Annotated in this window: 26 protein-coding genes; 22 read left to right on the top strand and 4 right to left on the bottom strand. The window is 62.3% G+C overall.

All coding sequences use genetic code 11. The features are described from left to right. The first annotated feature begins 73 nt into the window (after nt 1–73). From PWG15_RS27490 to PWG15_RS27475, 4 genes are all read left to right on the top strand, one after another. Entirely contained in the window at nt 74–859 is a 786-nt protein-coding gene (locus PWG15_RS27490; RefSeq protein ID WP_425536770.1) for an SDR family oxidoreductase, read from the top strand. A gap of 15 nt (nt 860–874) precedes the next feature. Next, on the top strand, nt 875–1582 hold the full coding sequence (locus PWG15_RS27485; RefSeq protein ID WP_275024681.1) for a ribonuclease activity regulator RraA: 708 nt from the start codon (nt 875–877) through the stop codon (nt 1580–1582). Continuing rightward, nucleotides 1579–2505, top strand: a complete 927-nt coding sequence (locus PWG15_RS27480; RefSeq protein WP_275024680.1) for a dihydrodipicolinate synthase family protein — start codon at nt 1579–1581, stop codon at nt 2503–2505. Before PWG15_RS27485 ends, PWG15_RS27480 begins: the two co-directional genes overlap by 4 nt. Nucleotides 2506–2678: 173 nt before the next feature. After that, the gene (locus PWG15_RS27475; protein ID WP_275024679.1) at nt 2679–2801 is read left to right on the top strand and encodes a hypothetical protein; all 123 of its coding nucleotides are present in this window, start codon (nt 2679–2681) and stop codon (nt 2799–2801) included. Between the two features lie 127 nt (nt 2802–2928). On the opposite strand, the gene PWG15_RS27470 is transcribed toward PWG15_RS27475, so the two are convergent. Further along, nucleotides 2929–4362 carry an aldehyde dehydrogenase family protein gene (locus PWG15_RS27470; protein WP_275024678.1) on the bottom strand — a complete coding sequence of 478 codons (1434 nt, stop codon included), beginning with the start codon at nt 4360–4362 and terminating at the stop codon, nt 2929–2931. A 220-nt stretch (nt 4363–4582) separates the two neighbouring features. Between PWG15_RS27470 and PWG15_RS27465 the strand changes: the two genes are divergently transcribed. From PWG15_RS27465 to PWG15_RS27430, 8 genes are all read left to right on the top strand, one after another. Beyond that, a complete protein-coding gene (locus PWG15_RS27465) occupies nt 4583–5617 on the top strand; it encodes an ABC transporter substrate-binding protein (RefSeq protein WP_275024677.1) in 1035 nt (344 codons plus the stop codon). Between the two features lie 4 nt (nt 5618–5621). Next, on the top strand, nt 5622–6425 hold the full coding sequence (locus PWG15_RS27460) for an ABC transporter ATP-binding protein (RefSeq protein ID WP_275024676.1): 804 nt from the start codon (nt 5622–5624) through the stop codon (nt 6423–6425). Then, nucleotides 6425–7261, top strand: a complete 837-nt coding sequence (locus tag PWG15_RS27455; RefSeq protein WP_275024675.1) for an ABC transporter permease — start codon at nt 6425–6427, stop codon at nt 7259–7261. The genes PWG15_RS27460 and PWG15_RS27455 overlap by 1 nt, the downstream gene beginning before the upstream one ends. A gap of 112 nt (nt 7262–7373) precedes the next feature. Next, nucleotides 7374–8729: an FAD-dependent oxidoreductase gene (locus PWG15_RS27450; RefSeq protein WP_275024674.1), complete on the top strand. Its 1356-nt coding sequence runs from the start codon at nt 7374–7376 to the stop codon at nt 8727–8729. After that, nucleotides 8726–9883, top strand: coding sequence for a CaiB/BaiF CoA transferase family protein (locus PWG15_RS27445; RefSeq protein WP_275024673.1), 1158 nt, complete (start codon nt 8726–8728; stop codon nt 9881–9883). The genes PWG15_RS27450 and PWG15_RS27445 overlap by 4 nt, the downstream gene beginning before the upstream one ends. Beyond that, nucleotides 9880–10653, top strand: coding sequence for an enoyl-CoA hydratase-related protein (locus PWG15_RS27440; protein WP_275024672.1), 774 nt, complete (start codon nt 9880–9882; stop codon nt 10651–10653). The genes PWG15_RS27445 and PWG15_RS27440 overlap by 4 nt, the downstream gene beginning before the upstream one ends. 44 nt (nt 10654–10697) lie before the next feature. Continuing rightward, on the top strand, nt 10698–11621 hold the full coding sequence (locus PWG15_RS27435; RefSeq protein ID WP_275024671.1) for a LysR family transcriptional regulator: 924 nt from the start codon (nt 10698–10700) through the stop codon (nt 11619–11621). Between the two features lie 71 nt (nt 11622–11692). Next, nucleotides 11693–13015 (top strand): amidohydrolase family protein, encoded by a 1323-nt coding sequence (locus PWG15_RS27430; protein ID WP_425536832.1) that lies wholly within the window; start codon nt 11693–11695, stop codon nt 13013–13015. Nucleotides 13016–13164: 149 nt separating this feature from the next. On the opposite strand, the gene fdxA is transcribed toward PWG15_RS27430, so the two are convergent. Both fdxA and PWG15_RS27420 read right to left on the bottom strand, forming a co-directional pair. Then, nucleotides 13165–13503, bottom strand: a complete 339-nt coding sequence (fdxA, locus tag PWG15_RS27425) for a ferredoxin (protein WP_275024669.1) — start codon at nt 13501–13503, stop codon at nt 13165–13167. Between the two features lie 239 nt (nt 13504–13742). Then, nucleotides 13743–14375: a TetR family transcriptional regulator C-terminal domain-containing protein gene (locus PWG15_RS27420; protein WP_275024668.1), complete on the bottom strand. Its 633-nt coding sequence runs from the start codon at nt 14373–14375 to the stop codon at nt 13743–13745. Between the two features lie 252 nt (nt 14376–14627). On the opposite strand from PWG15_RS27420, the gene PWG15_RS27415 reads away from it, so the two are divergent. The 8 genes from PWG15_RS27415 to PWG15_RS27380 all read left to right on the top strand — a co-directional run bounded on the left by PWG15_RS27415 (nt 14628) and on the right by PWG15_RS27380 (nt 23772). After that, on the top strand, nt 14628–15455 hold the full coding sequence (locus tag PWG15_RS27415; protein WP_342457073.1) for a uracil-DNA glycosylase family protein: 828 nt from the start codon (nt 14628–14630) through the stop codon (nt 15453–15455). A 3-nt stretch (nt 15456–15458) separates the two neighbouring features. After that, on the top strand, nt 15459–17084 hold the full coding sequence (locus PWG15_RS27410; protein ID WP_275024666.1) for a GMC family oxidoreductase: 1626 nt from the start codon (nt 15459–15461) through the stop codon (nt 17082–17084). Between the two features lie 11 nt (nt 17085–17095). After that, complete coding sequence (locus PWG15_RS27405) at nt 17096–17416, top strand: NIPSNAP family protein (protein ID WP_275024665.1); 321 nt, start codon at nt 17096–17098, stop codon at nt 17414–17416. A 109-nt stretch (nt 17417–17525) separates the two neighbouring features. Further along, nucleotides 17526–18551 (top strand): BMP family ABC transporter substrate-binding protein, encoded by a 1026-nt coding sequence (locus PWG15_RS27400; RefSeq protein WP_342457072.1) that lies wholly within the window; start codon nt 17526–17528, stop codon nt 18549–18551. Nucleotides 18552–18701: 150 nt separating this feature from the next. Then, nucleotides 18702–20282, top strand: coding sequence for an ABC transporter ATP-binding protein (locus PWG15_RS27395; RefSeq protein ID WP_275024663.1), 1581 nt, complete (start codon nt 18702–18704; stop codon nt 20280–20282). Next, entirely contained in the window at nt 20279–21316 is a 1038-nt protein-coding gene (locus tag PWG15_RS27390; RefSeq protein WP_275024662.1) for an ABC transporter permease, read from the top strand. Before PWG15_RS27395 ends, PWG15_RS27390 begins: the two co-directional genes overlap by 4 nt. Next, nucleotides 21313–22206, top strand: a complete 894-nt coding sequence (locus tag PWG15_RS27385) for an ABC transporter permease (RefSeq protein WP_275024661.1) — start codon at nt 21313–21315, stop codon at nt 22204–22206. The genes PWG15_RS27390 and PWG15_RS27385 overlap by 4 nt, the downstream gene beginning before the upstream one ends. 57 nt (nt 22207–22263) lie before the next feature. Next, a complete protein-coding gene (locus PWG15_RS27380) occupies nt 22264–23772 on the top strand; it encodes an amidohydrolase family protein (RefSeq protein WP_275024660.1) in 1509 nt (502 codons plus the stop codon). Between the two features lie 84 nt (nt 23773–23856). Here PWG15_RS27380 and PWG15_RS27375 read toward each other — a convergent pair whose 3' ends face one another. Further along, nucleotides 23857–24768, bottom strand: a complete 912-nt coding sequence (locus PWG15_RS27375) for a LysR family transcriptional regulator (RefSeq protein ID WP_275024659.1) — start codon at nt 24766–24768, stop codon at nt 23857–23859. 115 nt (nt 24769–24883) lie between these two features. Here PWG15_RS27375 and PWG15_RS27370 point away from each other — a divergent pair, with 115 nt between their 5' ends. Both PWG15_RS27370 and PWG15_RS27365 read left to right on the top strand, forming a co-directional pair. Next, entirely contained in the window at nt 24884–26245 is a 1362-nt protein-coding gene (locus PWG15_RS27370) for an MFS transporter (RefSeq protein ID WP_275024658.1), read from the top strand. Between the two features lie 35 nt (nt 26246–26280). Continuing rightward, nucleotides 26281–26679 carry a DUF4440 domain-containing protein gene (locus PWG15_RS27365; protein WP_275024657.1) on the top strand — a complete coding sequence of 133 codons (399 nt, stop codon included), beginning with the start codon at nt 26281–26283 and terminating at the stop codon, nt 26677–26679. The last annotated feature ends 140 nt before the right edge of the window (nt 26680–26819 follow it).

Here is a 26819-nt window from a genome sequence, read left to right as displayed (position 1 = left end):
TAAAGGGATAAAAAGGAAGGTTTTTCTTCCGTTTCCGCCTTGCCATAGTGACCCGGAAGCGATGGAGGAAAAGTTGGATCTTCAGTTGAACAGCAAGACGGCGCTCGTATTCGGCGCCGGTGGCGGACTTGGCGGCGCCATAGCAAGATCGCTTGCGGCCGAAGGTGTTTCCGTCGTCGTCGCCGACATCCACGAGGAAAGTGCCAAGGCGACCGCGGATGCAGTAAAGGCCGAGGGGGGCAAGGCCATTCCGCTGCTCTGGGATATCAGCGACCTGTCCCTGGTTGGTCGGAAGCTTGAGGCCATAAACAGCGCGTTCGGTCCGGTCGATATCCTGGTCAACAACACCGGCGGTCCGCCGCCGACGCCTGCCGCAGGCCAGTCGCCCGATGATTGGTCGAAGTACTTCGATCTCATGGTTCGTTCGGTGATCGCGGTCACCGATGCGGTGCTTCCGAGCATGCGCGAGCGCAAGTGGGGGCGTATCATCACCTCCACGTCTTCCGGCGTCGTCGCGCCGATTGCCAATCTCGGGATATCGAACAGCCTGCGCCTGGCGCTGGTTGGCTGGTCCAAAACCTTGGCGCGCGAGGTCGGGCGTGACGGCATCACCGCAAACATCGTGCTGCCCGGACGCATCGCCACCGGGCGCATCGTGTTTCTGGACGAGCAGAAAGCGAAACGCGAGAACCGGCTGGTCGCCGATGTCACGGCCGAAAGCACCGGGTCCATTCCCGTTGGCCGCTACGGCGACCCGAAGGAATACGGCGACACAGTCACCTTCCTTGCCAGTCCCCGTGCATCCTACATCACCGGCTCCGTCATCCGCGTCGATGGCGGCCTGATCAACAGCATCTGATGGGCGAGATCTTTCATGACACTTGAGCCTCACGTCATTGAAACCCTGAAGGGTGTATCCACGGCGACGCTCACGACGGTTCTCCTCAAGAAAGGGCTTCGCAATGTCTGGATGCGTGGCACCAGGCCGTTGAAGCCTGGCCAGGGGCGGGTTGTCGGCAAGGCATTTACCCTGCGCTTCATCCCCGCGCGCGAGGACCTCGCCACGCCCGCGAGTTGGGCATCGCCGATCTCCACCCGGGCGGCGATCGAGGCGATGCCGGAGGGCTGCGTCGCCGTCGCCGACGCCATGGGCATCAGCGATGCAGGCATCTTCGGCGACATCCTGTGCGCCCGGATGGCGAAACGCAACGTCGCCGGCCTCGTCACCGACGGCGTGATGCGTGACGCCGAGGGCGTGCTGGCGAGCGGCATGAAGGTGTGGTGCAATGGCATAGCCGCACCGCCCTCCGTCGCGGGGCTGACCTTCGTCGGATCGCAGGAGCCAATCAATTGCGGTGGCGTTGCCGTGCTTCCGGGCGACATCGTCGTGGTGGATGACGACGGTGCAGTCCTCATCCCGGTAGCGTTTCTCGACGAGGTGCTGGCGGAAGCGCCCGAGCAGGAGCGCATGGAGGCCTGGATCATGAGCGAAGTCGATCGGGGCGTGCCGCTTCCCGGTCTTTACCCAATGAATGCAGAAACGAAGGCCCGGTATGAGGCCTGGAGGGACAGCCAGAAATGACATTCAGCACGCAATCCAAAGGCGTCTACGCCATCGCAACCACACCATTCCTCGACGACGGCTCGATCGACTTCAATTCGATCGACAAGCTGACGGATTTTTATGAGGAGAGCGGCTGCACCGGCGTCACGATCCTCGGGATCATGGGCGAGGCTCCGAAGCTCGAGCCGGAGGAAAGCCGGGCCATCGTCAAGCGTGTGGTCTCACGGTCCAAAATTCCAGTGATCGTCGGCGTCTCTGCTCCAGGGTTCGCCAGCATGCGCTCTTTGGCGCGTGTCTCGATGGACATGGGGGCTGCCGGCGTGATGATCGCTCCGCCTCCTGCGCTGCGCACTGACGACCAGATCGTCAACTATTTCGCAGGCGCAGTCGAGGCTGTCGGCGAAGATGTGCCGTGGGTGCTGCAGGACTACCCGCTGACGCTTACGGTCGTCATGACGCCCGGCGTCATTGCGAAGATCATGGCCAACCACCCGTCCTGCCTGATGCTGAAGCACGAGGACTGGCCCGGCCTTGAAAAGATATCGAAGTTGCGCGCCATGCAGAAGGCGGGAGAGCTTCGCGATTTTTCGGTGCTCTGCGGCAATGGCGGCATGTTCCTCGACTTCGAGCCGGAACGGGGCGCTGATGGTGCCATGACTGGCTACGGCTTCCCGGACATGCTCACCGAACTCATGGGATTGTTTGCGGCCGGAAAGAGGGATGAAGCGCACGACCTCTTCGATGCGCACTTGCCCCTGATCCGTTACGAACAGCAGCTTGGCGTCGGCCTTGCCGTTCGCAAGCACGTCCTGAAACGCCGTGGCGTCATCGCCTCCGACGCCCAACGCAAGCCGGCCCAGATGCTGACCCCGATAGCGCGCGCAGAAGTCGACTATCTGCTTGCTCGTGTCGCAAGGCATGACAAGCGCGCTGCTCTCTAGTCTGTTCGATCTTACTGAGCCCGTTCGTAGCTGATCAAGAGCCGCGGACGGGCCTACACGAAGTCATCCCTCGTATCTGCGCCTCTTTATCGCGATCTGTGCCGAGGTACGCGAGGATGATACCTTGGCTGTGGCGATTGTCGAATACACCTGTTGCAGAACGAGGTTTGACGATGCAGGGCCAGGAAACTTTCCTCGATAGGATTTTGCGTATCGGCGTGATCGTTGCGGTCGCGCTGCTGCTTGTGGCGATCCAGTATGTGGTGTCGTCGCGGTCCCTCTATTCCGTGCTGTGAGAGCGGATCCGCTCCCCGGATCTGGTGACCCGCGTGTTTGCGGCTGCTGCGTCTGTTCGGATCATCGGAATTGCCCCGCCGTTCAACACGTTAATCTCCAGTCGAACGGCGGGGCCTGTGCTCGCATCTACGCCGACGTGTAGGCCGTCTTGACGGTGGTGTAGAACTCGGCGGCGTAGCGTCCCTGTTCGCGCGAACCGTGGGACGAACCCTTGCGACCGCCGAAGGGCACGTGGAAATCGACGCCCGCCGTCGGCAGGTTGACCATCACCATGCCGGCTTCGGCATTGCGCTTGAAATGGGTTGCATGCTTGAGGCTGGTCGTGGCGATGCCGGACGACAGGCCGAAGGGCGTGTCGTTGGCAACGCTGAGTGCCTCATCATAGTCCCTGACGCGGATGACGGCGGCGACCGGCCCGAAAATCTCCTCGCGGGAAATGCGCATCTGATTGGTCGCTTCGGTAAACAGCGCCGGCTGCAGGTAGAAGCCGGGCGTGTCGCGCTTCAGCAGCTCACCGCCAAAGGCGAGCTTCGCGCCTTCCTGGCGGCCGATGGCGATGTAATCGGTGTCCTGGTTGAGCTGGCTCTCATCGACCACCGGGCCGATCTGCGTGCCGGCCTTCAAGGCATCGTCGACGACGAGCCCCTTGATCCGCTCACCCATCGCGGCAACGAAGCGGTCATGAATGCCCTCGGTGACGATGATGCGCGAGGATGCGGTGCAGCGCTGGCCGGTGGAGAAGAAGGCGGAGTTGACCGCCGCCTCGACCGCAACGGAAAGATCGGCGTCGTCGAGCACGACGAAGGGGTTCTTGCCACCCATCTCCAGCTGATATTTGCGATTGTGCTCGACCGATGCCAGCGCGACGCGTTTGCCGGTGCCGGTCGAGCCGGTGAAGGTAATCGCGTGCACATCCGGGCTGTCGAGCATCGCCTGGCCGACGACCGAGCCCTTGCCCATGACGAGGTTCAACACACCTTTCGGCAGGCCGGCGCGGTGAAGAATGTCGACGATCGCCCACGAACTGCCCGGTACCAGCTCGGCCGGCTTGAAGACGACGGTGTTGCCGTAGCAAAGGGCCGGGGCGATCTTCCAAGCGGGGATGGCGATCGGGAAGTTCCAGGGCGTGATGATGCCGACGACGCCGACCGGCTCGCGGGTGATCTCGACGCCAATGTTTGGACGCGCCGACGGCAGCACTTCACCCGCCAGCCGCAGGCACTCGCCGGCAAAGAAGTCGAAGATCTGGCTGGCGCGCACCGTCTCGCCAATCCCCTCGATAAGCGTCTTGCCTTCCTCGCGCGACAGCAACTTCCCGAGCTCGTCCTTGCGGGCGAGGATCTCGTCGGCGGTCTTTCTGAGGATCGCGTGGCGCTCGAGGATGCCGGAGCGCGACCAGGCCGGAAACGCCGCCTTGGCAGCGGCGATCGCCGCCCGCGCATCGTCGGCAGACGCACGGGCATATTCGCCAACCACGTCATCGGTGTCGGATGGGTTGATATTGCGGAACGCCCCGCTACCGGCGATCCATTCCCCATCGATCAGGTTCTTCTGCACCATATCTATCCTCCGCGCCGCTCAGGCTTTGACTATGTCTTTGCTTATCGGATGCGATCGAGCCTGCACAAAGAACAATCTTTCGACGCTGCCATTGCCAAAACGGCAAACCCGGGCGCCCTCCCGAGCGTTGCCGTATCGGCAATGCCAACCGCTAAAAATTGTGCTTTATGAGATGCCAAATTCCATCATCATCGATCCCATAACAAGCAAGGGGAACGATATGTCTCGTTTTATGATGAACCGCCGAGGTTTCCTTTCGAATGCTGCTGCAATGGGCGCGATTGCTGCGACCCATAGCCTTATCAATGTTTCACCCGGCCTGGCTGCCGATAGCACCACGATTCGCATGCAGCTCGGTTGGCTGCCCTCCAACGGGCTTCTCGGAGAACTGGTCGCTCGCAAGAAGGGCTATTACGCCGAGAAGAATATCGAGCTCGAAATCGTGCCTGGCGGACCGAATGTCGACGGTGTGGCTGGCGTTGCCGTCGGCCAGTCGACGATCGGTCAGATTTCCTCCAGCCCCTCGGTGATGCTCGCCCGCTCGGCCGGCGCGCCGATCAAGGCATTCGCGGCCGGCTACCAGAAACATCCCTTCGCCTACTTCTCCCGCAAGGCAAATCCAATTGCCAAGCCCCAGGACATGATCGGCAAGACGATCGCGGCGATTCCGACTTCAGTCATCTTGCTGCGCGCGCTTCTTGCCAAGAACGGGATTTCGGAAGACCAGGTCAAGATCGTCAACATGGGTTCGGACATGAACCAGCTCGTGACCGGCCAGGCCGATGCGGTCTGTGGCTGGCTGACGAACGTCAACGCCCTGAAGGTTCTGGGTGACGACCGGGTCGACCTGACGCTATGGGACGGCGGTATCCGCCTCTATGCCAACGTCTACTATACCACCGACGACCAGCTGCAAAATCACGCGGACCATCTCTCAGCCTTCGTGGCGGGTTCTGCACGGGGATGGGGCTATGCCCGCGACAACCAGGAGGAGGCCGTCGACATCCTGCTCGAAGCCTACCCGAACCTCGACAAGGCGAGCGAGCTGGAGGCCATCGGGCCGCTGATGAAGTTCGTGTTCAACGAGACCACCGCCACCGAGGGGTGGGGCGGCATGGACCGGGCAAACTGGGAAGAGCAGATCAAGACCTATGCGGACCTGGGCCAGTTTACCGGCACTGTTCCGAAGGCCGACGACGTCTACACGATGGCGATCCTGGATGCGACAGCCGATGTTCGCAAGAGCGTAGGGTAAGGCGATGCTGGAAACGGTTATCAGACCCGGCCAGGCGTCGGTCGGCAACTCCGCCGTATCGGTGAAGAACCTTCATATCCGCTTCGGCGCAGATGACTCCGGCTTCACCGCACTCTCCGACGTTTCGGTAGAGATACCGGCCGGCTCGCTCGTGACCATGCTCGGCCCATCCGGCTGCGGCAAGTCCACCCTGTTGCGAACGGTCGCGGATCTCGTGCACATCACCGACGGCTCGGTGTCCGTGCATGGCCAGACACCGCGCAAGGCACGCGAAGGCCGCGATTTCGCCTTCGTCTTCCAGGAAGCGACGCTGCTGCCTTGGCGCAACGTGATCGACAACGTGCGTCTCCCCCTGCTGGTGGGAAAGCGCGAAGCTGGCGCAACCTATGCCGATCCGGAAGAGCTTCTGGCCCTCGTCGGGCTGAAGGGGCGCGAGAAGGCGATGCCGCACGAACTGTCGGGCGGCCAGCGCCAGCGCGTGGCGATCGCCCGCGCGCTGGTGACCCGACCCCGCATCCTGTTGATGGATGAGCCCTTCGGCGCGCTCGACGAGATCACGCGCGACAAGCTGAACGAAGAGCTGCTGCGCCTCTGGCAGGAAACCGGGACGACGATCCTCTTCGTCACCCATTCGATCCCGGAGGCGGTCTTCCTCGGTCAACATGTGCTGATGCTGGCGGCCCATCCCGGACGCGTCAAGGAGTTCATGAAGGTCGACTTGCCCTATCCGCGGTCGCTGGCGATGCGCGACACGGTCGAGTTCATCCAGGTTACCGCCCACCTGCGCAAACTTTTGGGAGAATGCTGATGGCAAATGCCCTTCCTTCACACGCGGAAGGCCGCGCCTTGACCGACGGCAACAGGTTCAGGGCGATCGATGCTATCGTCAGCGCTGTCCTGCGACATCTGCCGGCGACGCTCGCGATCCTCGGCTGCATCCTGCTGTGGCAACTCGTCGTCTGGGGCTTTTCGGTGCCAACGTTCATGGCGCCGGGGCCAGTCGACGTCATCAAGGCCTTCGGCGAAAACGCCGGTATCCTGTGGGCGAATTTCTGGCCGACGCTGATGGAGGCGGTTCTCGGTTTCGTGTTCGGCAATGTCATTGCCGTCCTTCTGGCTGTGTGGTTCGTCCACAGCCCGCTTGCCGAGCGCGCCTTCTATCCGATCGCCGTGATCATCAAGTCGATCCCGATCATTGCTCTGGCGCCGATCCTGGTACTGCTCGTCGGCAACGGCATTGCGCCGAAGATCATCATCGCAGGCCTGATCTGCTTCTTCCCGACCCTGGTCAACATGGTACAGGGACTGAAGTCGGCGAGCCCCGCAATGCTCGACCTGATGCGCATCCTGTCTGCCAGCAATTCCGAGATCTTCTGGAAGGTTCGCCTGCCAGGCTCGCTGCCTTTCCTTTTCGCCGCGCTGAAGATTGCGGCAACCAGCAGCGTCATGGGCGCTATCGTCGCCGAGTGGATCGGCTCAAGCTACGGCCTCGGCGCCCTGATCATCGAGGCGACCTACAATTTCCGTTCGCCTCTGCTCTATGCGACGGTGGTGATTGCGGCCTCGCTTGCCGTGGTTCTCTTCTTCGCGGTTTCGTTCGCGGAATCGAAGATCGTCCGCTGGAAACCGACGACGGACCACTGACCCCCTAAACCCCTTGCTGCGGACCTGGATATCCGGGTCCGGTCAACCGACGAAGTCGCTGGCTGTGAGCTCCTCACATGTCGCCGGACACTTCCCCTATGGAGGAACGATTATGGAAACAATCAGAGAACCCTTGCGCCATGCCAGGATCGTCGACCGCTCCGACGTGGTCGTCGTCGGCGGTGGGCCGGCTGGTATCTCCGCCGCGGTGTCGGCGGCGCGCACGGGGGCGAGCGTTACGCTCCTCGAACGCTACCCCTATGTCGGCGGGCTTGCCGCAGGCGGCATGGTTCTGGTGCTCGACGACATGGTCAATGGCGTCGAAATCACCGTGCGCGGCATCTGCATGGAAATGATCGAACGCATGAAGACGCTCGGTCTCTGCGTTACGCCGACGGACGGCGACCGGCAACTCGACATTCGCGATACGCCCGAAGCCTGGCAAAGGTGGGCGCGCTGGGGCCTGTTCGACTTCCACACGCCGTCCGCGCCGCATCCGATCTGCTACGCCGCCGCCTTCGATCCCGACGCGTTCAAGCGGGTCTCCTATGACATCCTTCGCGAATCCGGGGTGAAGCTGAGGACGCACAGCTGGTTCTCCTCGGCAATCGTCGAGAACGGTACGATCAAGGGTGTGGTCTGCCAGACGAAATCCGGACGCGAAGCAATCATGGGTGACGTCGTGATCGACGCATCGGGCGATCTCGACGTTGCTGCCGACGCCGGCGCCCAGCATACGGACGGCAATTTCATCCTGACGACGGTATCGCGCTGGGGCGGGATCGACACCGAAGCAGCCGAACGCTTCGAATTCGAGGAACCGGAGAAGTTCAAGGCAATCGACCATGAGGCCAAGCGTCTGATCGGTGGATGCTGGTCGTTCTGGTGGTTGAAGACGCCGCTGCCGGGCGTCATCTGGCTGAACTGCCCGCACATGCCGAAGCTCTCCGGTCTGAGTGTGGAAGACCTGACCTATGCGGAACTCGAGGGTCGTGGTCGCATCGCCCGCCTGCTCGACTTCGCGCGGGCCAACTTGCCGGGGTTCGAAAATGCCCATGTGATCGACTTCGCACCGCAGACGGGCGTGCGCCAGTCGCGACTGCTCCAGGGCGAGTATGTCGTCACCAAGGACGACGTCATGAACCGCCAGCACTTCGCCGATTCGGTGTGCCGCGGCCGCGACTACTACACGCCCTACCGGGCCATGCTGCCGAAAGAAGTCGATCAGCTAATCGTCGCAGGCAGGCACTATTCGGCGACGATCCAGGCGCAGAAGTCGAGCCGCGAGATCCCGCCATGCATGGCGATGGGCGAGGCGGCCGGCGTTGCCGCCACCATCGCGCTCAATGCCGGCGTCAAGGTGCGCGATGCCGATGTCCGGGCAATCCAGAAGCAGTTGCGGGCGCAAGGGGCCGATCCCGGCGACGTACCATCCGAAAACGCTACCTATCTGGAGGCCGCAGAATGACATCCCTTCCTCTCGACGGTATCCGCGTCGTCGATTTCACCCAGGTCATGCTTGGCCCGTGCTGCACGCAGATGCTTGCCGACTACGGCGCAGAGGTCATCAAGGTTGAAAAGGCCAAGATCGGCGACCTCTCGCGCTGGTCGCTTGGGTCGGATCCGGATGGTCTCAACAATCCGGTTTTCTCGTCGCTCAACCGTAACAAGAAGAGCCTTGCTCTCGACCTCAAGCAGGACGAAGCGCGGGCCGCCGTCCGCGCCCTGATCGACACGGCCGACGTAGTCGTCAACAATTTCCGCCCTGACGTTATGGAGCGCATGGGCTTCGGTTACGAGGAGCTCAAACGGACAAATCCGCGGCTGATATACGCCGTCGGTACGGGCTTCGGCCTCGACGGGCCCTATCGCCACAAGGGCGGGCAGGACATTCTCGCGCAGGCGCTTTCCGGCGTCATGCGGCGCAAGTCCGATGCGAGCCATCCGCTGTCGATCTACGCGACGCCGCTTGCCGACTATTCGGCCGGCATGCACCTGGTGCAGGGCATTCTGCTTGCCTTGCTGCATCGGGAGAAGACCGGCCACGGCCAGCAGGTCGCGGTCAGCCTCTACAGCTCCATGCTCGCCATGCAGATGCAGGAGGGCACGACACATATGATGCGGGAGAAAGACCTGAACTGGGGCGCTTTCCCGCTGACGGGCGTGTTCGAAACCACCGACGGCGCCATCGTCATGGTCGGGGCTTTCAAGCAGAACCCGCTGCGCGACATTTGCACCGCTCTGGAGATCGAGGACCTGTCGCTCCAGCCGCAATTCGCCGATTTCGATGCGCAGATGCAGCGCCGACCGGAACTGCAGAAGGTCTTCCGCGAAGCGTTCGCGAAGAACAGCAGCGCCCATTGGCTTGGCCAACTGGAACAGGTGGACATTCTTTGCGCACCGGTGCGCTCGCTTCCCGAAGCCCTTGACGACGAGCAGACGACGATCAACGGCATGATCCTTCACGCCGGCGAAACGAAAGCCGGTCCGATCCGGCTGGTCGGCTCACCGATCGACATGTCGGCGGCGACAGTAACAGTGCGCATTGCCCCGCCGAAGCTCGGTGAGCACAACGACGAGATCCTCTCGGGGCTTTCCGTTCGCCGGGGAGATGCGGCATGAGCGTCACCTTCGTTGTAGAAGACCGGGTTGCGACCGTCACGTTGAACCGTCCGGAGCGGATGAATGCAGTGGACGCAGCGACCGAACGCGAACTGGAGGCGATCTGGCAGGAGATTGAAGCGCGCGACGACATAAGCTGCGTTGTGCTGACGGGCGCAGGCGAACGGGCATTTTGCGCCGGGGCGGATCTGAAAGGGGCCGAAAAGACCGGCCTCGACTACTGGACCGAAAGCCGGCCGAACGGTTTTGGCGGGTTGGCTTTTCGCCGCTCGCTGGATGTTCCCGTCATTGCCAGGGTCAATGGCTATGCGCTCGGTGGTGGGTTCGAGATGGTTCTCGGCTGCGATATCGTCATCGCCTCGAAGGAGGCGGCGTTCGGTCTGCCGGAGGCCCGCGTCGGGCGCCTGCCGCTCGATGGCGGCATGGTGCTTCTCCAGCGCCGGATTCCGCACAATCTTGCCATGGGTGTGCTGTTGACCGGGCGGCGGTTTTCCGCAACCGAGATGCATGCCTTCGGCATCGTCAACGAGATGGTCGAGCCGGGGGAGCTTGACGCCGCCGTTGCGCGCTGGGTGCGTGAGATCGTCGCCTGTGCGCCACTTTCCCTCCGTGCGATCAAGCAGACCGTCAATCGCACCGGGCATCTGTCTCCGGCGGAAGCACAAGGGCTGCGCACGCCTGCACTCGTGAAGGCGCTGAAAAGCGAAGACGCCATGGAAGGCGTCAGCGCTTTCCAGGAGAAACGCGCGCCCGTTTGGAGGGGACGATGAGCGTGTTATAGGTCGGAGCCCAGGGGAGGGGAGGTTCCAATCGAATGCACGCCAGCATCCTGAAATATTTCGTCTCGGTCGCACGGTCCGGGTCCATTCGCAAGGCCTCCGAGGAGCTTCATGTCGCATCCTCGGCGGTCAGCCGGCAGATCAAGAAACTGGAGGACGAGCTCGGGATCGCGCTCTTCGAGCGGTTGTCGAACGGTCTGAGGCTGACTGTCGCCGGGGAGAACGTGTTGCGCCACGCGCGGGTCACGCTCGAGAATTTTGAGCTTCTGCGCAGCGACCTCGGCGCCCTGCAGGGAAAAAAGACCGGCCGTGTGCAGATGTCCTGTCTCGACAGCCTGGCCATCCAGTTCCTGCCGGATATGGTCAACGCGTTCCACAGCATCCATCCCGGGGTGAGCTTTCACATCCACACCGCCGGCCACGGCAACATCAGCAGCCTGGTCGCCGAAGGCGATGTCGATATGGGGATGACATTCGATCTGGCCCGGCCTGACGATACCGAGATGCTCTTTCGCGTGCCGATGCCGCTGATGGCTTTCGTCGGACGGGGACATCCGCTGGCGAAGCAGCGGCAGGTCTCGCTCGCCGAATGCGCCCAATACGACCTGCTTCTGCAACTCGATACGCAACCGATCCGCTCGCTCATCGAAATCGAACTCTCGGTCTTCGAGCGAACCGGCCGGCCCTTTGTGCTGTCGAACAGCCAGATGATGCTCAAGCCGTTCATCCTCTCCGGTCAGGGCGTGGCTTTCTTTACGCCGATCGGTTTCCTCGCGGAGATCAAGGCCGGCGATGTCGTTCCCATACCGCTTTCCGGATCGCGCCTTCAGAACCTGCATATCGGAATCCTGGTGCAGCGACGGCGGCAGCGCACGCACGCGGCCGAAGCCGTCATCGAATTCGTTGGTGCGGAGCTGCTGAGGTTCAGCGACCAGATCATGGAGGCAATCAATCCTTGAGCGCAGCATCCATTCCCGGGCGACTTCTCTTGCGTCCTGGCCACGAGGCCGCAAGGCGCGAGCCAAACCTCTTGCTGCATCTGCCTGACGGTGTCTCCTCGGCAACGATCCCGGCCAATGCACTGTTGATGCAGCCGCCCGTCAACGCCCATGACCACGGCTATGGCATCCGCACGCTCGATTTCGGCAACGTCGACGATGCCCTGGAAGTGTGGATACCTGGACTTCGGCTTCGCCCGCGAACCGACCCCTATCTGGAAGCGCTTGTCGCATTCTCCCGGCTGGCGCAAACGGGCGTCGGCGCGACCATGCACTGCCACAATTCGCTGAACGTCGACCGTCTCGTCGACGAGGCGGGCGCCGTCATGCGTGCAGCGCGCGACGTGGGCATAAGGCTCGCGCTTTCCTGTCCGCTTCTTAACTACGATCCGTGGGCCTATGACGGCGGGCCTGAGCGATTGCGGCCGTATCTCGCCTCGGCAGATTGGGATGAGCTCAGTGCCTCGATCCCGCAATACGCGTCGCCTTCGGTCCAGATTTCGGCGGCCGATGCGGTCGCTGCAGCCAATGCCAGCCCGCTGATCGATGTCCAGTATGGTCCGATCGGGCCGCAATGGTGCTCCGATGCACTGCTCGAAGCCATCGCCGAGGCCTCTCACGCAACGGGCCGGCGCATCCACATGCATCTGCTCGAGAGCCCAAGGCAGAGGTCGTGGCTGGACCGGCGCTTCCCGCAAGGGGTTGTTCGATATCTCGACGATATCGGCTTCCTTTCGCCGCGCCTTGCCGTTGCCCATGGCGTTCAACTGCGGCCGGACGAGTTGGAACTGCTGGCTGCGCGGGGTGTGCAACTCGTTTCGAACCCGTCGGCGAATTTGCGTCTGCGTTCCGGTGTGGCGCCTGTGGCTGCCATTCCGGCAAGCGGACCCGCTTTCGCTTTCGGCCTCGACGGAACGGGGTTTGACGACGACCAGGATCTTTGGCGCGAACTGCGCCTTGCCCATCTGCTGCATGGTGGCCGCGGCTTGTCGCGGACCTTCACGGCCGGACGCGTCTTCGATGCCGCAATCCATGTCGGCTCTAAGGTTGTGAATGCGCCAGCGAACGAAGATCTCGTGCTTGTGGATTACGGTGCACTGATTGCCGACAGCCTGATGGACGATCTGGACGAGGCCGAGGTTCTGCTCACCCGGATGACGGCGGCGCACGCGAAGGGGCTCTATGTCGGCGGACAGGAGATCATGCGCGGTGGGAGGCTGACCCAGGTCGATTTCGAAGGGGCCCGGGCCGAACTTTTGCGGCAGGCGCGTGCGGACCTTCCTCGGCTGACTGCTGAGCGCAGGCGGGTGACCAAGCTGGCCGCGGCAACGCGGGCCTATTATTCCGACTGGTGAACCGCGGCGACGCGCCGGTATCTCTGTGGTGTGCAAGGCCGCGCTGAAGGCGGCCTTCCGCCAGCTTGGAGGCTCGGTGCTCTCGGCCGCGCGGGTGGCCCGCTTGGGCGCTGTGGGACGGCCGCCAGGCTTCTGTCGATCAGGACTTGCTACACTATCGCCGCCGCTTTCTCGAAGGCTGCAACGAATGGGTGGTCCTGTGCCGTGGAACACTCCTTGCTCCAGCCGCCCGGTGAGCCCATTCCGGTGACGTCGGGTCCGAAGAACTCCTTGTTCACAGCGATAAAATGGCGCTGGCTGTCCGGTATCTCCTGATCCCAGACAATGGCATCGACGGGACAGATCGAAAGACAGAGCCCGCAATTTATGCATTCGTCCGGGTGGATGTAGAAGGTACGGCCACCTTCGTAGATGCAGTCCACGGGGCAGGCCGCGGTGCAGTCGCCATCCTTCACGTCGATGCAGGGTTCGGTAATGACATAGGCCATCTTGCTGGTCTCTGAAGAGTTGCTTGCACGGCCAATTATTCAGAGTTTCCCTTGCCGAAGAAGCACAGATATTCGCAAGGTCGATTGCCAAAAAGGCAACGTCTGGCCGCTGCTTCGAAGGTGATGGATGTTGTCTCAGGGGGCAAGTTTCCTGGAACGTGCCAGCCCTGAAGCGAGCCCGACCATTCGGCGGCGCGAACTTGCGGGCGTGCTCACGATGCCCTCTGCGCCGGTCCAGTTCAGGGCTGCCGGAGGATGCCTCTCAGGATCGTCTCGGTGATCGTGGCCGCCGCCTTCTCGTAGTCGTCGGCTTTCAAACGAGGCTTTCTGAGCGCATCGACGGCGACCGGTTCGAAGTCCGAATAAAACTGCGTCGATGCCCAGAGCATGATAAAAAGATGGCGCGGATCGACCGGCAGCATCTTGCCGGCGGCGATCCAGCCCTCGACCACGGCGACATGGGCGTCCGTGACCTGGCGGATGTGCTCTCGATCCTTCCTGGACAGGAAGCGGGCACCCTGAATGATCTCGCTGGCGAAGAGCCGGGACTCTGCCATGTTCTTGCGCGTGTATTCCAGCTTCGCCTTGATGTAGAGCTCGAACGCTTCCGCGGGCTCCCGCTCCGGCGAAATGTATTTCAGTGCATCGTCCCAGCTGGCGAGCAGATGCGCGATGATGGCGGTGTAGATCTCCTCCTTGGACGAGAAATAGTAGTAGACATTTGCCTTGGGCAGGCCCGAAGCCTCGGCAATCTCGGCGATGCGCGTGCCGTCGAAGCCCTTGCGGGCGAAGATTTCGATCCCGGCCTTGATGATGAGCCGCATATTGCGTTCGCGGATGCGCTCTTCGGGATCTCGTGCTGCCCTTGCCATATGGTTTCGCCTCCATCTCGCTTCTTACCAGGCAATCGTGCGTGGTGGCGGGACTGCTTTCGCAATTGCCGCGTTTTCCAGCGAAATGCAAGCGTATCGAGCTTCGCCAGAAAGTTGACGATTGAGTCAGAAAAACTTGACCGAGTCGTCATTTTTTGTGTTTTGAAAGTTGACACTTTGGTCAGCTTTTGTCTAGTCTCGTCGTCAATGAACGGAAGGGGAGCCGTAATGCCGATGCGCTTGAGAGACGCGATGGCGGAGACGTTTGCAGGCTGGGAGGGTGACCTCCCGCATGCATGGCGCGATGCGCTTGGCGCCATCGGCGACGATTTCAGCCGTATCGATGCGGGCCTCGAGCTGGAGCCGTGGGAGCCGATCTTCCCGGCGCGCCGCGGCAGGACCTTTCCGGGTCAGCCAAGAGGCGCGCACGCCCTGGCGGCGTTCGACGGAGTTGCGCCCGAGGGCGTTCGCTGTCTGGTCCTTGGCCAGGATCCTTATCCCGAGCCGGGTTTTGCGACGGGGCGAGCCTTCGAGGCCGGAAATCTGGCTGCATGGGGTGAGCTGGACAAGATGTTCTCGAAGAGCATTCGCGCCTACATGCAGCTGATTGCGGCCGCACGCCTTGGCGACGAAGATCTTGCGCGTGATTTCGGCCGGTGGCCGGATGTGCGGCAGCTGCTGTGCGATCCCACCAGTTCCTTCGAGGCGCCGAACCTGATCGCCGACCGTTGGGTTGGGGAGGGTGTACTGCTGCTCAATGCTTCGCTGACGCTTTCTCGTTTCCGCGTCGATATCGATCCGCACCAGTCGCGCGGGCATCTGTCCTTCTGGCGGCCGTTGATTTTGCGCGTGGTCGAAATGCTTGTCGCGCGAGACAAGCCTGTCGTCCTCTTGGGTTTTGGTGCAGCTGCAGCCGACATTTTCTCCGAAGTCGGGATTGTCGAGGGATGCAGGGGCCATGTCGCCTATGTCCAGCGCGAGCATCCCGCCTTTGCCGACAAGGTGCTCGGCCGGGAAAATCCGTTCCTTCTCTGCAATTCTTATCTGGAGGCGATGGGCGGCCGGCCCGTCGCGTGGTGAACCATGGCGCGTAACCCGGAATATGATTTCATCGTTGTTGGGGCGGGCTCGGCCGGTTGTGTCCTTGCGAACCGTCTGTCGAAAAACCCGGCAAACCGCGTGCTTTTGATCGAGGCCGGCGGCAAGGATCGCAATCCGCTCTTCCGGCTGCCGATGCTAATGGGCAAGCTGTTCCATTCGGGCATTTACAATTGGCACTATCACACCGAGCCCGAGCCTTATCTGAATGGCCGTTCGCTCTATTGGCCGCGCGGCAAGGTGCTGGGCGGCACCTCTACCATCAACGGCATGATCTATGTGCGCGGTAATCGCCATGACTATGATCGCTGGTCGCAGCTTGGGCTGCCCGGTTGGTCCTATGATGAAGTGCTGCCGGCATTCCGACGCTCCGAAACGCATGTTCAGCGCAAGGATGCGTTCCACAGTGGCGACGGGGAACTCACCGTTTGCCGGGCCCGTGGTCACAATCCGCTGATGGACGTGTTCTGCGAGGCGGGCGTCCAGGCCGGCTATCCGGCCAACGATGACTTTAACGGGGAAACGCAAGAAGGCTTTGGCCGCTACGACTTCACCATCCGCAAAGGAAAGCGCTGGTCCACGTCATGGGCGTTCCTGCGTCCGGCACTCGGCCGCAAGAACCTTACGGTGTTGACGGGGGCGGAGCTCATGCGTCTGATCATCGAAGGCGATCGGGCGTGTGGCGTCGAATATCTGAAGGACGGCGTGTTGGGGCGCGCACGTGCGGGGCGAGAGGTGATCCTCTCCTCAGGGGTGGTCAATTCTCCCAAGGCGCTGCTTCTGTCCGGCATCGGGCCGGCAGACGAACTCCGGGCGCTCGGCATCGCGCCGGTGCTGGATCTGCCGGGCGTCGGCAAGAACCTCCAGGACCATGTCGACTGCGTCATGAGCTGGGAGTGCCGGGAACCGATCACGCTGTTCAGCGACCTGCGGGCGGACAAGCTGATCCCGGCCGTTGCCCAGGGCATGCTGTTCGGCGAGGGCGTCACTACGACGTTCCCCTATGAGGCCGGTGCCTTCATCCGCTCGAACGATGGCCTGGTTGCGCCCGACATACAGCTGCACTTCATGCCGGCGCTGGAAAAGACGGCCAACCTGCACTTCCCCAACCCTTTTAGGAAGAAGCAGGCTGTGGAGGCGAACCACGGATTTACGATCCGCGTCGGCCCCGTCAATCCGGTGAGCCGCGGCGAGATCACGCTGCGCTCGGCGAACGCGACGGAGAAGCCGAAGATCCAGGCCAACTACCTCCGTGACGATTTCGACGTCCGCACGATGATCGATGCCATTCGGTTGACCCGGGACATCGTCGGTCAGAAGGCTTTCGACCGCTATCGCGGCAAGGAACTGGCACCGGGACCGGAAGCGCTCGACGATGCCGCTTTGACGAGCTGGCTGCGGGCGACCGCCATGACGACCTTCCACCCGGTTGGAACCGCCAAGATGGGCAATGACCCCATGGCCGTGGTGGATGCGCGGCTCAAGGTGCGCGGCATTGAAGGGCTGCGCGTCGCGGACGCCTCGGTCATGCCAATCATCTCAAGTGGCAACACCAACGCGCCAGCCATCATGATCGGCGAGAAATGCGCCGAATTCATCCTGAACGCATAGGGAGCAAAGCGATGATCCTTGAACACCGCACCTACACCTTCAAGCCCGGCACGGTCGACAAATGGATGAAGAAGTACGAGGCCGACGGCCTGCCCGTGCAGAAGCGCCATCTCAACACGTTCGTCGGTCTCTATGCGTCGGAGCTGGGGACGCTTCACACCACCGTTCTGATGTGGGCCTACGACAGCCTCGCTGATCGCGAAGCGCGGCGCACGGCCATGTATGCGGACCCGGACTGGCAGAAATTCATCTCCGAAGTCTGGGCACTGGACGCGATCCAGAAGCAGGAGGTGATGATCATGAATCCGGCCTCCTATTCGCCGCCGCTTTGAGGCGGGAGTGGCGCACAGAACCGCCTGCGCCCTGACATGCGCATGAGAAACGACAAGATAAAAGGGAACAATCATGACAGACAAGACTGGGAACAGTGCACAGCATATGATGCAGCGTCGGACATTCCTGCAGGTGAGCGCCGGCGCCGCGGCGCTGGGTTTTGCGGCGAGTGTCGTACCCGAATTCGCCCGCGCGTCCGGAGGGCTGGTCGCGCTGGTGCACACACAGGCTGCAGGCGACAATGGTCCCGTGGACCAGATGATCGCCAAGCTCAAGCAGCTTTCGGAAGAAAAGGGTTTCGAATACCGCGCCATCTACGCGCAGGATCCGGCGACCTACGAGACCGTCTACCGCACGCTGGGCGATGCGGGCGCGGCCATCATCGTCTCGACCTTCAACGAAGTGGCCGAGCCCTTCAAGGCGCTGGCCCCATCCTACCCCAATACCAAGTGGATCCAGCTCTTCGGCGACCCCTTCGAGCCGGCAATCCCGAACGTTACGACCGTTTCCTATGACTACTATCTTGGTTGCTATCTCTCGGGCGTCTTTGCGGCCAGGATGACGTCGACCGGCAAGACCGGCTTCATCGGCGGCGTCTCGATTCCGCCGCTCAACGCAGACTTCAACGCGTTCAAGGCCGGCGTGCATTCCGTTCGGCCGGATGCCTCCGTCGTGGCCGCCTTCGCAGGCTCGTTCCAGGACCCTGCAAAGGGGCAGGAAATCGCTACCCAGATGTACAATGACGGCATCGACTACATCCAGACCGATGCCGCAGCCACCGACGGCGGCATCATTGCCGCGGCCAACGAAAAGGAAGGCCGCATGGTGAGCTGCCTTGCGCCGGGACAGTATGAACTCGGACCGAAGTCACTCATCTCGATCGTCAGCCTGGACTTCGGCGTTTCGCTCTACAACGAAGCTTCCAAGGTGGTCGGGCCTGACTGGAAGGGCGGCGTGCACGAGCATACGGGCCTTGGCACAGGCGTCATCGATTTCATCCTCTCGCCGGTCTTTTCCGAACAGGGGCCGGCGGATCTGAATGCCAAGGCGAAGGAAGCGCTTGTCGAGGTCGACAAGGTTCGTGTCGGCATCCTGGATGGATCCATCAAGGTTCCTTTCAACACGACACTCTGAGCCGTCGGCGCTGGCTCGCCGGGCCAGCCCGAGGTTTTGAGGAGCAGTCCGCATGGGCCTTCCCCCTGGGGAAGGCCCACCGGGGTCTCGCGGATCGTTTCCAGCCCTGTTGACGGCCGCGAGCCTCCCGCACTCGATGGGAACCATAGCATGTCCAACTCCCCGAAATCGGCCCTCGAATGCCGGAGCGTCACCGTCAAGTTTGGAGACGTAACGGCGTTGTCGGAGGTTTCAGCGTCTTTCGCTCCCGGGCAGATCCACGCGGTCGTCGGTCAGAACGGTGCGGGCAAAACCACCTTCGCACGCGTTGCGGCCGGCCTCGTGCAGCCGACCTCTGGCGCGGTCAATGTGATGGGACACGACATCCGGACGGGGCAGGTCAGTGAAAGCCGGGCCGCGGGCGTGGAACTCGTCCACCAGAGTTTTGCGTTGCCACCGTCCTTTACGGTCGCCGAGACCATGGAGTTCGGCGCCACGGGTAAAGGCGGCATCTATAGCCGCAGGGGGCTTGCTGAAAAATGGCGGGCGCATCTTGCGGGGCTCGACGTCCGGGTCGACTTGAACCGGCGGATCCGGGACCTGCCGATCGAGACGCAGCAAGGCATTGAGATCGCCCGGGCGCTGGTTACCGATGCGCGCGTCCTCATTCTCGACGAGCCGACCGCGGTCCTGTCACCGGCGGGCATCGACATGCTGTTCGCACGCGTTCGCCGTCTCAAGGAACGTGGGGTGACGGTGATCCTCATCCTGCACAAGATCCGCGAGGTTCTGGGCATCGCCGACACGGTCACGGTTCTGCGGGGCGGCCGGAAGGTCGAAGGACCGCTTCCGGTGGCTGAGGTTTCAGGCGAGCGTCTGGCGAACCTCATCGTCGGCGAGGCCATCGCCGAGACGCTCGATCGGCACGATCGCGATGCCTTGGTCGGAACGAAATCACCGGTCCGTGGGGATACCGATCAGCCGGCCCATTCGACCGGCCCGGCTATCCTTTCGATGAAGACCGTCTCCACGCGGTCCGATAGCGGGGGCATTGCCCTCGATGGCGTCGATCTGGAGATCCACCCGGGCGAGATCGTGGGGATCGCCGGGGTGGAAGGCAATGGACAGAAAACACTGGTAAGGGCGATCTCCGCCCTCGCAGACCTTGAAGGTGGTTCGATCAATCTTACCGGACACGACGTTACCCGGCAGCCACTTGCCGCACGCCGCAAGGTCGGTCTCAGGATCATTCCGTTCGAGCGTAACGTGGAGGGGCTTAGCCTCACCAGTTCGCTCTGGCAGAACTGGAGCGCGCGCGAACTGCTGCAAGGGAGTTTGCTCAAGCTCATCCGACCGGCTTCGATCCGCGACGCTTGCGACCGGTCGCTGAAGGCGTGGAGCGTGCACTATAACAGTTCCGGGCAGAGGGCCGGGTCGCTTTCAGGCGGCAATGCGCAGAAGGTGATCCTTGCCCGGGAGATCGATCCCGATGCGAAGCTGATCATCGCGGCCCAGCCGACGCGGGGCCTCGACATCGGGGCCACTGCCTTCGTCTGGCAGGCGCTCCGGCAGGCGCGCGACCGTGGCGCGGCCATACTGCTGATCTCGTCGGATCTCGACGAACTCTTCGACATATCGGATCGCGTCGTGGTGATGCTGTCGGGACGCCTGAATGGCGAGTTCCGCGCGCCCTTCGACATAGGGTTGGTGGGGGCGGCCATGACCGGTGCCGCCGCAGGGGCAAGCGCATGAAAGACAGTCTCATCACCGTTGTTCGCAGCCTGATCTTTGTGATCTTCGCGCTGATCCTCTGCGCGCTCGTGTTCCAGCTTGCCGGCTACAATGCCCCGGTGACGCTCTGGGCGGTGCTCGATGGGGCATTCCTGCGAAGCGGCGCGATCGGGCAAAGTCTCAGATGGGCACTGCCGCTGTTCATAACGGCCGTCGGCGTCGGCATTTCGTTCCGGGCGGGCTTCTTCAACATCGGCGCCCAGGGCCAGTTCTACGTCGGCGCGATCTGTGCCGCCTTCGCTGCCGAAGTGGTAAAAGGCGGACCAGCCTTCCTGGTTATCCCGACATTGCTTCTTGCCGGCATACTCGGCGGTGCTCTCTGGGCGCTGTGGCCGGGATTGCTTCGGCTGCGCTCCGGCACCGATGAGGTCATCACCACGCTGATGGGCAACTTCATGGCCGGCCTGCTACTAGTCTATGTCACCTCAGGGCCGCTGAAGGATCCTTCGGGCTCCGGTCAGCAGGCTTCGAGCCGTCCGCTCGATCCGGCCTACCGCATCTCGGATTCCCTCGGTCTCTCCCCGACGATCATCGCGATCGCGGTCGTCGTCGGCATCCTCATGTGGCTGCTGGTGAACCGAACCGCCTTCGGGGTCCTTGCAAGCCTGGCCGGCCGCAATGGTACGATGGTGGAGTGGCAGGGTGCGCGCCTCTGGAAGCTTGGCCTGTCGAGCTTCCTCATTTCCGGGGCGCTTGCGGGCCTTGCCGGCACAATCGAATTCATGGGGCCGAACGGCCGTATCGCTTCGGGCTTCCTGCCGGCGCATGGGTTCACCGCGATCCTGATCGTGCTCGTCGCCAATCTCTCCGTTCTCGGAACGGCGGTTGCCGCCGTGTTCTTTGGCGGTCTCGCCTCGGCGGCGCTCTATCTGCCGATCATGGCCGGGCTGCCATCGGCGGCGATCGACATCATCAATGCGGCGATCGCGCTGTTCATAACCGCAAGGTCGACATTCATCGACAGGGTGCTGCGTCTCGGAGGGCGCAAGACATGAATGAGATCATCATCTCCATTCTGCGTTCCGGAACGCCGCTGATCTACGTCACGCTCGCCGGCGTCATCGCGCAGCGGGCAGGGGTCTGGAACCTCGGCCTCGAGGGCCTGATGATCATCGGCGCCTGCGCGACAATTCTCGGCATCATGCTCACAAAGTCCGTCGGTGTGGCCATCCTCATCGCCATTCTCGCCTGCGTACTGGCCTCCGTACTTCTCTGGTTCGTCATCGACCGGTTGAAGGCCAATCCCATTATCGCCGGCCTCGGGCTCACCGGCCTCGGCGTTGGCGGCACGGCGCTCGCCGTCCAGGCGATCTTCGGCAGCCAGGCAACCGTGACGGCGCCTTTCGGCATTCCCAAATTGGGACCGGCCTTTGGATCCTATGGCGTGCTGTCGGTCTCGGTTGCTGCCATGCCCTTCGTCGTCTTCGCCATGTGGGTGCTGTTGCGGCGAACGCGCTTCGGCCTCCGGCTGGCCGCTTGCGGAGAGCATCCGTTCGCTGCCCGCGGCGTCGGCGCCAATCCCTCGCGCATGCGGCTCGCGGCGCTTTCGATCGGTGGTGTCCTTTGCGCGATCGGCGGCGCGGAACTTGCCGCCGGCAGCTTGCAGTTCTTTGCCCAAGGCATGACGGTCGGTCGTGGATTCATGGCATTTGCTGCGGTCATCTTCGGCGCCGCCCATCCGGTCGGGGCTACCTTCGCCGCCTTGTTCTTCGCCATTGTCGGCGCCATCGGCATCCGGGCGCAGCTGACGTTCGGAGACAGGATCCCGCACGACCTCCTGCAGGCATTGCCCTACCTCGCGACGGTCTTCGGCGTCTGGCTCTCCGGAAAGCTCCGCGGCGGCGCGAAAGCCGCAAGCTCGTTCGCCGAACTCAGGGATCAGTAGTCGTGATGTGCGACGAGCGCCATCATCGGATCGTTCAATCATTTCCGGGACGTTGTCATGAGCAACATACTCATCCGCAATGGGACACTGGTTGCGATGGATCGCGCTCATGGCGCAACCCCATTTGCCGCCGACATCCTGATCGAAGGCACCGAGATCAGGTCAATCGGCCCGGGCCTTGTCGCAGGGCCTGACGCGCGAATTATCGAAGCACGCGGCAAGCTGATCATGCCGGGGCTGGTTAATGCCCACACGCATTCCAGTGAGACGTTCCTGCGGGGGCGCTATGAGCGCATGCCGCTCGAGCTGTGGCTGCTCTATGCCTATCCACTTTTGATGAACGACCCGATCGGCGAGCGCCTGCTGTATCTGCGCAGCCTGTTGCTGGCGATGGAGTCTCTGCGCAACGGCGTCACGACGCTTTGTGACGATTTCTTCGACCCGCCCCGGCACAATCTCGACAGGCTTGCCACCGTGTTTCGCGCCTATGACGATGCCGGTATCCGCGCCAATGTTTCGAGCGCCGCGATGAACGTGCATACCCTCGATGCGTTGCCTTTCGCCCGTGAAGTTGTGCCCGCAGCGCTCCAGGATCTGCTCAATTTCGGCCCTCCGATGTCGGCAGGAGCATATGCGGACTATTGCCGAGCTGCCTTCTCCAGCTTGCACGGCATGTCCGGTCGCCTGCAGTTCATGATCGCCCCTTCCGCACCGCAGCGCTGCACGCCCGATCTTATGGCAGCCTGCATGGAGTTGGCGGTTGAAAGACATGTGCCGTTCCATACGCATGTCCTCGAGACCAAGACTCAGGCGGTGACAGGCCTCGTCGGCCACGGCAGGTCCTTGATCGCCTACATGCACGATCTCGGCCTTCTGAAACGCAACACCACCATCGCGCATTCCGTCTGGGTCAGCGACGAGGATATCGAGCTGATGGGGGAGGCGGGCGTCTCCGTCGCCCACAATGCCGTCTCGAACCTGAAACTTGGGGCCGGGATCGCGCCGATCCGCCGCCTGCTCGATGCCGGTGTGACGATCGGCCTTGGCACGGATGGCGTGTCGTCGAACGACACATCTCGCATCTTCGACGTCATGCGCGTCGCCGGCCTCGTTCATAGCGCCGCCGGCCCTGACTATGAGAAATGGCTGAGGGCGGACGAAATACTCACCATGGCGACCATCGGCGGCGCGAAGACGGCGATGCTGGAGCAGGCGACCGGCTCCCTGGAAGTCGGCAAGGCGGCTGATCTTCTTGTGCTGGATATGCGAAACTATCCTTTCGTGCCGCTGAACGACGTCGCCAAACATCTTGTCTATTCGGAAAACGGATCGTCGGTGGAAACAGTGATGGTTGCCGGACGGATCGTGATGCAGGAAGGGCGTCTGACCACGGTGGACGAACCGGCCGTGTTCGACGAGATTTCCGAACTCGTGCCGGCATATCTTGCCGAACATGCCGAACTCGAGCGCCGCAACGCGATCTTCGAACCCGCCCTGGCAGAAGTCCATCGCATGGCGACGGGGATGGACATTTCTCTCAACCGATACCAAGGCGATGCCGTGTAGTGCGACCCCGCTCGACGATGCTTCTTCGGCGTGGCGTGCGCGATCATCCTTTGGCGCGCGGACACCGGAGCTGGTTGCCGGGAATTAGCGACGGACATGATCCTTAAGGAAACGCAGCCAGGCGCGGATCTTCTGCGGGACCATCTGCATGGGCAGGTGCATCGCGTAGATCTGGTGGTCGGGAAAGCGATGGGACGGAAGTGCGTCGGCCAACGTGCCCTCGGCAAGCTCCGGCGCTACGAACCAGTCAGGCAGAAGCGCTACGCCTGCGCCGGCAATGGCCAATGCCTTGACGATCGATGCGTTGTTGGCAACCAGCCGGGACTGACGAGGCACGTCAAACATGCGCTCGCGGCCGTTTTCATCGAACATTTTCCAGCTTTTCACCCGGTCGACGGTCGCATTGCTGATGTAGGGCAGTGCGCTCAGCATCTCGGGCGTACCGATTGCCGTTTGCCCGACGCGGGCGAGGATGTTCGGCGACGCGACCAGCCTGATCTGATAGGTCCCCAGATGCACGCCGGCATAGGGTGAAGTCTGGAATTGCTCGTTTCGCCCCAGCCGGATGGCGACGTCAAAGCGATCGCGTACGAGGTCGACATTCGTCGGGTAGGCTTCGAACTGGATGTCGAGGTCTGGATGCAGTGCGGTGAATTTCTGAAGGACCGGAGCGATTACCGCGACGCCATACTCAACAGTCGATGTCAGTCGCAAGCTGCCGCTCAGCGCCGTTTGTTCCGCGCGCGCTTCCGCAATCGCCTCATCGGCTTCCGTAAGAATGTGCACGCAGCGCGCATAGAACCGTTCGCCGGCATCAGTCAGAGCAAGGCTGCGCGTGGTGCGGTGAAGGAGCGTGACGCCCAATTCGATTTCGAGCTGCTTGAGGCTGAAACTGACGGCGGCTCTGGCTTGATTGAGTTGCCTGGCGGCCGCCGTGAACGATCCCGTTTCCACGACGGCTCGGAAAACAGTCAGGCGATCCAGGCTCACCGCCATGCACACACTCCCATAGGTAAAAAAATACGACAAGTGGTGTGCAATTGTATTGCCTTATTCGGCGGGATGAAAGGGGATATCCCTGCGGGCGTCATTCCCGTCGAAGGTTTCCCCGTTGTTCGCCCGCTCCCGAATTGCCACCCTCTATCTTCTCGGATTCGCCGTCGATCTGGCCAATATGTTCATCCTCAATGCCGCCCTGCCGGCGTTGCAGAGGGAGCTAAGTGCGTCGATCGCGCAGCTTGCCTGGGTCGGCACGATCTACATGCTCGGGCTGACCGTCGCCATTCCAGTTGGGAGTTGGCTCGCGCGCCGGATCGGCGAACGCCGCGTGTTCATCATGTCCCTGCTCATTGTGGCGGTTGGCGGCATCGGCGGAGGCGCGGCCACCGGGATTGAGGCGCTTCTCGCCTGGCGGCTCGTCCAGGGTCTCGGTGGAGGACTGCTCGTACCGGTCGGCCAGAGCATGGCCTATCGCGCCTATCCGCCCAAGGACCGCGCTCATCTGACGGCCGTGGTCATGACGGTTGCACTGTTGGTGCCGGCGCTTTCACCCGCCATCGGCGGGATCGCGGCCGATCATGTGTCCTGGCGCTGGGTGTTTATCGGCGTTGCGCCACTGGCCGCCGCGATCGCGGTTCTGGCCCTTGCCTGGGCTCCTGTCGATCGGTTGGCGGACGCGAAGCCGGCGCTCGACATTCCCGGGTTCGTGCTGAGCGCCATTACCCTGTTTTGCCTTCCCCTTGGCCTGACGCTCATCAGTCAGACGGGGAGCGGCGCTAATGCCGCAATTGCCCTTGCCTCGGCGATCGCCGCGGGGGCTGCCTATGTCCGTCATGCGCTGCGTTCGCGCGATCCGCTGCTTGATCTGCGCTTGCTCTCCGATCCGATGCTGAGGACCGGCAGCATCATCTACCTGTGTGTGCCGGGTATCTTCACGGGCGTAAACCTGATTGCCTCCCTTTACTTGCAGGACCGCCTTGGCCTGACGGCCACGCAGACCGGAATGCTTATGCTGCCATGGGCGGGTGCATCCTTCGTCGCCATCATGTCCACGCGGCGGCTGTTTGCGTCCAGAGGTCCGCGCCCGCTCTTCCTCGTCGGCATGACGGTCACCTGTGCCGGCGTGTTGCTGCTGGCGACGCCATTTGCGGGAATGCTCGCCATCCAGGTCGCCTCCTTTGCTGCAATGGGCTTCGGGGCGAGCCTTTGCACATCCACGGCCCAGACGGCAGCCTTCACGTCGGTTCGGACGGAACGAATGGCACAGGCAAGTGCGCTGTGGAACATCAACCGCCAGCTCAGTTTCTCGATCGGTGCGAGTGTCTTGGGAGGCCTGTTGGGGCTTTTCCTTGCGACCGGCGTCGGCGCGGCCGACGACCTGCCCTATCGCTACTGCTTTGTCATCGCAGCCACTCTGATCGTGTTTCCGCTGCCCTTCGTTCTGCGGCTGCCGCGAGTCGATCACCGTACATAGCGCATTCCGTCACACCGTCCGACAAGGAGCCGAACATGACCGATACTGAAAAATTCTTCGCTGAAATTGTCGATCTCCACGTTGAGATTGAACGCTGGTTCACCGGGTCGGCCCGCCCCTTGGATCTGGTACAACTGCTCGAACACTTTTCGCCTGATTTTTGCATGATCTCCACGCGAGGAGCCGCTGTCGGCAAAGAGGGGGTGGGCGAATTGTTCGCGCGTTTACATGGGAAACGCCCGGAGCTGCGGATCACGGTCGACGAAATGCAGATCAGTCATCGGTGGCCTGGCGCAGCCTGCGTCACCTATCGCGAGACGCACGCGGATGCGGGCGGGATCGTGACAGCAAGACGCTCGACCGCCGTTTTGGAAACTGCAGCGGGCGGCGTGCTTCGATGGATGCATCTGCATGAAACGCCGATCGTGGCTTAGGCACTTCCACGATGCCTCCGTGCGCACCGTCCGCTCTGTAGCTTCAGTCGTTCACGGATTTGGATGACGAGGATTAGCAGTTCGAAAAGGGACTTCGGAGAGCCTGAAGGTCTGCTCCTTTTTATTCCAGGCTCGCAAGT

This window comes from Ensifer adhaerens (assembly GCF_028993555.1).
Classification (GTDB): Bacteria; Pseudomonadota; Alphaproteobacteria; order Rhizobiales; family Rhizobiaceae; genus Ensifer; species Ensifer adhaerens_I.
This window is presented reverse-complemented; position numbering and strand designations above follow the sequence as displayed.

Coding starts and splice junctions, on each gene's coding strand:
- PWG15_RS27485 (WP_275024681.1), top strand. CDS start 875: ATGACACTTGAGCCTCACGTCATTGAAACCCTGAAGGGTGTATCCACG.
- PWG15_RS27440 (WP_275024672.1), top strand. CDS start 9,880: ATGAGCGTCACCTTCGTTGTAGAAGACCGGGTTGCGACCGTCACGTTG.
- PWG15_RS27405 (WP_275024665.1), top strand. CDS start 17,096: ATGATCCTTGAACACCGCACCTACACCTTCAAGCCCGGCACGGTCGAC.
- PWG15_RS27470 (WP_275024678.1), bottom strand. CDS start 4,362: ATGGTGCAGAAGAACCTGATCGATGGGGAATGGATCGCCGGTAGCGGG.
- PWG15_RS27450 (WP_275024674.1), top strand. CDS start 7,374: ATGGAAACAATCAGAGAACCCTTGCGCCATGCCAGGATCGTCGACCGC.
- PWG15_RS27400 (WP_342457072.1), top strand. CDS start 17,526: ATGCAGCGTCGGACATTCCTGCAGGTGAGCGCCGGCGCCGCGGCGCTG.
- PWG15_RS27415 (WP_342457073.1), top strand. CDS start 14,628: ATGGCGGAGACGTTTGCAGGCTGGGAGGGTGACCTCCCGCATGCATGG.
- PWG15_RS27420 (WP_275024668.1), bottom strand. CDS start 14,375: ATGGCAAGGGCAGCACGAGATCCCGAAGAGCGCATCCGCGAACGCAAT.
- fdxA (WP_275024669.1), bottom strand. CDS start 13,503: ATGGCCTATGTCATTACCGAACCCTGCATCGACGTGAAGGATGGCGAC.
- PWG15_RS27455 (WP_275024675.1), top strand. CDS start 6,425: ATGGCAAATGCCCTTCCTTCACACGCGGAAGGCCGCGCCTTGACCGAC.
- PWG15_RS27435 (WP_275024671.1), top strand. CDS start 10,698: ATGCACGCCAGCATCCTGAAATATTTCGTCTCGGTCGCACGGTCCGGG.
- PWG15_RS27465 (WP_275024677.1), top strand. CDS start 4,583: ATGTCTCGTTTTATGATGAACCGCCGAGGTTTCCTTTCGAATGCTGCT.
- PWG15_RS27475 (WP_275024679.1), top strand. CDS start 2,679: ATGCAGGGCCAGGAAACTTTCCTCGATAGGATTTTGCGTATCGGCGTG.
- PWG15_RS27480 (WP_275024680.1), top strand. CDS start 1,579: ATGACATTCAGCACGCAATCCAAAGGCGTCTACGCCATCGCAACCACA.
- PWG15_RS27365 (WP_275024657.1), top strand. CDS start 26,281: ATGACCGATACTGAAAAATTCTTCGCTGAAATTGTCGATCTCCACGTT.
- PWG15_RS27460 (WP_275024676.1), top strand. CDS start 5,622: ATGCTGGAAACGGTTATCAGACCCGGCCAGGCGTCGGTCGGCAACTCC.
- PWG15_RS27390 (WP_275024662.1), top strand. CDS start 20,279: ATGAAAGACAGTCTCATCACCGTTGTTCGCAGCCTGATCTTTGTGATC.
- PWG15_RS27380 (WP_275024660.1), top strand. CDS start 22,264: ATGAGCAACATACTCATCCGCAATGGGACACTGGTTGCGATGGATCGC.
- PWG15_RS27395 (WP_275024663.1), top strand. CDS start 18,702: ATGTCCAACTCCCCGAAATCGGCCCTCGAATGCCGGAGCGTCACCGTC.
- PWG15_RS27410 (WP_275024666.1), top strand. CDS start 15,459: ATGGCGCGTAACCCGGAATATGATTTCATCGTTGTTGGGGCGGGCTCG.
- PWG15_RS27375 (WP_275024659.1), bottom strand. CDS start 24,768: ATGGCGGTGAGCCTGGATCGCCTGACTGTTTTCCGAGCCGTCGTGGAA.
- PWG15_RS27385 (WP_275024661.1), top strand. CDS start 21,313: ATGAATGAGATCATCATCTCCATTCTGCGTTCCGGAACGCCGCTGATC.
- PWG15_RS27445 (WP_275024673.1), top strand. CDS start 8,726: ATGACATCCCTTCCTCTCGACGGTATCCGCGTCGTCGATTTCACCCAG.